This window comes from Luteitalea sp. (genome assembly GCF_022842525.1).
Lineage (GTDB): Bacteria > Acidobacteriota > Vicinamibacteria > Vicinamibacterales > Vicinamibacteraceae > Luteitalea.
Genome location: NZ_JALHPM010000301.1, coordinates 1 through 4,908, shown reverse-complemented (window position 1 = coordinate 4,908; position 4,908 = coordinate 1). Strand labels below are relative to the sequence as shown.

Below are 4,908 nucleotides of genomic sequence, written 5' to 3'. Positions count from 1 at the left end.
AGAGCTAGGCCGCGCCACGCGCCCGCCTCCGGCGGATGTTCGCTCTCACGATGAAATGATCGATCGCCGGGGCGAAGATGTTCATGAACAGGATCGCCAGCATCATCCCTTCCGGATACGCCGGGTTGACGACGCGGATGAGCACGGTCAGCAGGCCGATCAGCAGGCCGTAGATCCAGCGGCCGGTGTCGGTGTGCGTGGCCGTCACCGGGTCGGTGGCCATGTAGACCGTCCCGAACGCCCAGCCGCCGAGCACGAAGTGCCACCAGAACGGCACCTCGAAGAACGGGTTGGTCGACGAGCCGATCGCGTTGAGACCCCAGGCCGTGAGGATCGTGCCGATGGTGACGCCGAGCATGATGCGCCACGACCCGATCCCCGTCGCGATCAGCAGGACCGCGCCAGCCAGGCACGCCAGCGCCGAGGTCTCGCCCATCGAGCCGGGCACGAAACCGGCGAAGGCGTCCCAGAACGAGAGGCCCTCGAAGCCGGCCAGTCCGCTCGCTGATGCGGCCGCCAGCGCGGTGGCCCCGGTGAAGCCGTCGGGTACCGCGCCGCCGCCGGCCGCGGCCACCCACACGTTGCCCGAGATCTCCGCCGGATAGGCGAAGAAGAGGAACGCGCGCGCCGTGAGGGCCGGGTTGAGAATATTCATCCCGGTGCCGCCGAAGATTTCCTTGCCGATGACGACGCCAAAGGACGTCCCGAGGGCGACCTGCCAGAGCGGGATCGCCGGGGGCAGCGTCAACGGGATCAACATGCCGGTGACCAGGAAGCCCTCGTTGATCTCGTGGCCCCGCACCAGGGCGAACAGCGTCTCCCAGAGGCCGCCCACCATGAAGGTCACGAGCAGGACTGGCAGGAAATACAGCCCGCCGTGCACCACGCAGGAGAGGAACACCTCCGGCCCGAAGGGCATGTCGAGCGCCCGCATGGCGTCCGTCTGCCAGTTGTCGAGCGGCAGTGCGCCCGCCTGAATCGCCAGGTTCGCCTGGTAGCCGGTGTTGTAGAACGCCATGGCGACCGGTCCGGCGAGGGCGACCACCACCAGCCACATCATCCGCTTCATGTCGAGGCCGTCGCGCACATGCGACGGGCCGGTGGTGGTGGCCGCCGGCGTGTACAAGATCGTGTCGGCCGCCTCGTACAGGGGGTGGAATCGCGCGAACCTGCCGCCTTTCTCGAAGTCGCGGGCGGAGCGGTCAAGGAGCCGCCGCAGCATCAGCCCTCCCTCTCAATCGTGGTGAGCAGGTCGCGAAGGTAGGGTCCGTACTCGTTCTTGCCGGCGCAGACGAACGTGCACAGCGCCAGGTCCTCTTCGTCGAGCTCGAGGCAGCCCAGTTCCTCGGCGCGCTCGACATCTTTCGTGACCAGCGCTTTCAACAGGAACGTCGCCGGCAGGTCGAAGGGCATCACCCGTTCGTAGAGTCCAATCGGCACAATCGCACGCAGCGATCCGTTGACCGCCGTCGTCATCGCGAAGCGCCGGGCTGGCCGCCACCGCGACAGGTAGCTGCGAATCGTCGAGTACTTGTTGAGGCCGGCGCCGGCCCAACCCAGCAACTCGCGCTCGCGCCACTCTGGAAGCGCTGACACCTGCCGGTGGTAGCGCCCCAGGTACCCGTACACGGGCCCCATCGCCACGCGGCCCGACAACACCGACCCCGAGACGACACGTACGTCACCCTGAACAAGCGCGCCGCGCGTCAACTCATCCGTCGACGTTCCAATCCGCGTCCGCACAAGACGGGGCCGGGTCACGGCCGGCCCCGCCAGCGACACGACCCTTTCGACGTCGATCGAGCCGCTCTCGAACAGGCTGCCGATGGCCATCGTGTCCTGATACCCGATGTGCCAGACCAGGCGGCCACGGCCCACTGGATCCAGCGTATGAATGTGCAGTCCGACCGTCCCGGCCGGGTGCGGCCCCGCGAAGCGCTCGTGCCTGACCTGCTCCACCGCCGGGATGGGCAGCGAGAACCCGTCCGCGGTGCACAGGAACACCGACCCGTCGGTGAGCCTGGCCAGCGCGGCCAATCCACGCGCGAGGTCTGCCTCGCGGCCGCGGATGACGGCGGCGACATCGGGCGCGAGCGGATCGGTATCCATGGCCGTGACGAACAGCGAGTGGGGAAGCGTCATGGGATCGGCCACCCGCGAAAACGGGCGCGCTCGCAACGCCGTCCAGAGCCCTGACTCGAGCAGCAGTTCACGGACGGCGTCCCTGCCGAGCGCCGAGGGGTGCCGGCCCGTGAACGACGACAGGCGCACCTGATCACCGCGACCACTGCGATCCGCGTCCGACACCTCGATGACGAGCGATTGGAAGGCGCGGCGTTCGCCTCGGTTGATGGCGACCACACGCCCGTCGCCCGGAGCGGTATAGCGGACGCCGGGCACCGTTTTGTCTTCGAACAGGAGCTGGCCGCGGCGGACCTCGTCCCCCTCCGCCACATGCATGGTGGGACGCAGGGTCACGTAATCGTCAGCCACTAACCCGACGCGTGAGCCGCCGGCGCCAGGCTCAATAGCCTGTTCGGGCTCGCCTGCGATCGGAAGCCGCAATCCCTGTTTGATCCGATGCACCGCCATGCCAGGTCTGTCCTGGCCCGTCACCCTGGATACTTGCCGCTGATATACCCCTCGAGGTGGTTGATGGTCTCGCTCTGCGTCTTGACGATGCTCCTGAGGAGATCGCCGCTCGACACCACGCCCACCACGCGCCCGCCGTCAACGACCGGCAGATGCGTAAAGCCCTTGTCCGTCATGATCCACATGCAGTCGCCCACGGTGTGCGCCGGACTCACGAAGACGACCGGGCTCGTCATGGCATCGCCGACCCGGACCTTGTCCGGGCTCCTTCCTGGAAGAATGACCTTACGAGTGCAGTCACGCTCCGAGATGATACCGACGAGCTGGTCATCGGAAAGCACCAGCAGCACTACGATACGGTGCTGCGCCATCACCTGGATGGCTTCGGATACCAAAGCGGTGGGGGGCACCGACCAGACTTCGTGACCCTTGTGATTCAGCACGGATGCGATCGTCGTCTGCACTGGCACTCCTTTGCATCAATCGGCGGACACTTGGTCCCCTCACGGCGAACCCGGCGAACCCGGCCAAGACACGGTTCGACTTTAACAGCGCTTCCCAGTAAAGGCGGCGTCGAAAATCCGACCACTTCGCGTCGGGTGAATCGACGTGTGCGCGCCGGCCGGCAGAGGGGATTCGTCGAGTGGCTCTACGGATTCGCCTGAGATTATCAGCCTAGATCGGACGAGCTGCCTGGCGCGACGATGGAGGAGTCGGATCGGCGTTCCCGGCCGCCACCTACCACTTGAGTTCGGAGGGAGCAATGCCCGTTGTCATGACGCCAGCAACCGCCATTCATCAACCGGCCTTGACGGTGCCACCGGAGGATTACCCCGGCCAACTCGTGCGTCGTGTGCGGGCCGAATACCTCGAGCTACCCGCCCTGTGCCTCACGTTCACTCAAGCATGCCGCCTCTGGGCACTCGATTCGGCGACCTGTGAACGGGTACTGTGGTATCTCGTCGCCGAGGGGTTTCTCACCGTCTCCGCGACGGGCACCTACGTGAGGCCGACGAACGCCTGCTGCCTTGACGCCTCCGGCGGCGCGCGGCGGGCGGCGATCCTCGCCGCGGCGTCTGCGGTCAGCACGGCGCCATGAAGTTTGGCGTGCTCGCGCTCGATTACGACGGCACCATCGCCATCGACGGTGCTCTTGATCCCGAGGTGCGTGCCGCCATTGCGGAGGTGCGAGCCGCGGGAGTGGTCGTCGTGCTGGTGACCGGCAGGATCCTTGACGACTTGCGGCGCGTGGCCGGGGATCTGAGGTTCGTGGATGCCGTCGTCGCCGAGAACGGGGCCGTGCTCGCCTATCCCGCAACCGGGCATTCGATGGTGCTCGGCCCGCCGCCACCGGTTCGCTTCGTAGAGCAGTTGAGGCGGCGCCAGATCGAGATCGCTCTCGGCGCTTGTGTGATCGAGGCGAATGCCGCCGAGGCCCACGCCGTTCTCACACTGGTGCGAGAGATGGAGCTGCCACTGGTGCTGCTCTTCAATCGCGGCCGCCTCATGATTCTGCCTGAAACCGTCAGCAAGGCGGCCGGCCTTCGCGAGGCACTGGCCGGGTTGAGACTGTCCGCTCATAACGCGATCGCGATCGGCGACGCCGAGAACGATCACCGGCTGCTCGAGATGTGCGAGATTGGCGTGGCCGTCGAGTGGGGGAGCAGCGCGCTGAAGGCCGCCGCCGATGAGGTCCTGGAGGGCGAGGGCCCGTCGGCCGTTGCCGACTACATTCGGCGCGCGGCAGCCAGCCCCAGCCTGTCACCGGAGCGAGTCGGGCGGCGCCGGCTCTTGCTTGGGCACGATGCTGCCGGCAGTCCTGTTGAACTGGCCGTCCGCGGCGGCAACGTCCTGGTGGCCGGAGACCCACGGTCGGGCAAATCCTGGGCTGCCGGGTTGATCTGCGAACAACTGATCTTTTATCGGTACTGCATCTGCGTCGTGGACCCGGAAGGCGATTTCACCGGGCTGGAGCAGCTGCCGGGCGTCGTGGTCCTGGGTGGCGATGACCCTCCTCCGCGCGCCCGAGAGCTCATTCGCGCCCTCCGCCATCCAGACATGAGTGTGGTCATCGACCTGTCGCGTCTCGGGCATGTCGAGAAACTCGACTACATCCAGTCGCTCCTCCCTACGCTCACGCTGTTGCGGCGGCGGTCCGGCCTTCCGCACCGGATCGTGGTGGACGAAGCGCACTACTTTCTCAGCGGTGCCAACGTCCATGAGTTGCTCGACCTCGAGTTGGGAGGCTACACGCTCATCACCTACCAGGCGGCGAATCTCCACCCAGATGTGCAGGCCGCCAACGAAACCACGATC

5 protein-coding genes are annotated in these 4,908 nt (G+C 66.6%); 2 read left to right on the top strand and 3 right to left on the bottom strand.

The features are described from left to right. Window positions 1-4: 4 nt before the first annotated feature. From Q0C41_RS29725 to Q0C41_RS29715, 3 genes are read right to left on the bottom strand one after another with little or no spacing between them, the layout of a single operon-like run. The gene (locus Q0C41_RS29725) at window positions 5-1,222 is read right to left on the bottom strand and encodes an NADH:ubiquinone reductase (Na(+)-transporting) subunit B (protein ID WP_291990350.1); all 1,218 of its coding nucleotides are present in this window, start codon (window positions 1,220-1,222) and stop codon (window positions 5-7) included. Continuing rightward, window positions 1,222-2,586, bottom strand: coding sequence for a Na(+)-translocating NADH-quinone reductase subunit A (locus Q0C41_RS29720; protein ID WP_367079322.1), 1,365 nt, complete (start codon window positions 2,584-2,586; stop codon window positions 1,222-1,224). The genes Q0C41_RS29725 and Q0C41_RS29720 overlap by 1 nt, the downstream gene beginning before the upstream one ends. A gap of 26 nt (window positions 2,587-2,612) precedes the next feature. After that, window positions 2,613-3,056: a CBS domain-containing protein gene (locus Q0C41_RS29715; RefSeq protein ID WP_291990347.1), complete on the bottom strand. Its 444-nt coding sequence runs from the start codon at window positions 3,054-3,056 to the stop codon at window positions 2,613-2,615. Between the two features lie 311 nt (window positions 3,057-3,367). Between Q0C41_RS29715 and Q0C41_RS29710 the strand changes: the two genes are divergently transcribed. After that, on the top strand, window positions 3,368-3,691 hold the full coding sequence (locus tag Q0C41_RS29710) for a hypothetical protein (RefSeq protein ID WP_291990345.1): 324 nt from the start codon (window positions 3,368-3,370) through the stop codon (window positions 3,689-3,691). Further along, window positions 3,688-4,908, top strand: a 1,221-nt coding sequence (locus Q0C41_RS29705) for an HAD family hydrolase (RefSeq protein WP_291990343.1), incomplete at its 3' end; no start/stop codon positions are given. The genes Q0C41_RS29710 and Q0C41_RS29705, both read left to right, overlap by 4 nt.

What these genes read in the sequence shown, in the direction of transcription:
- Q0C41_RS29725 (WP_291990350.1), bottom strand. Translation starts at nt 1,222, where the DNA reads ATGCTGCGGCGGCTCCTTGACCGCTCCGCCCGCGACTTCGAGAAAGGC.
- Q0C41_RS29710 (WP_291990345.1), top strand. Translation starts at nt 3,368, where the DNA reads ATGACGCCAGCAACCGCCATTCATCAACCGGCCTTGACGGTGCCACCG.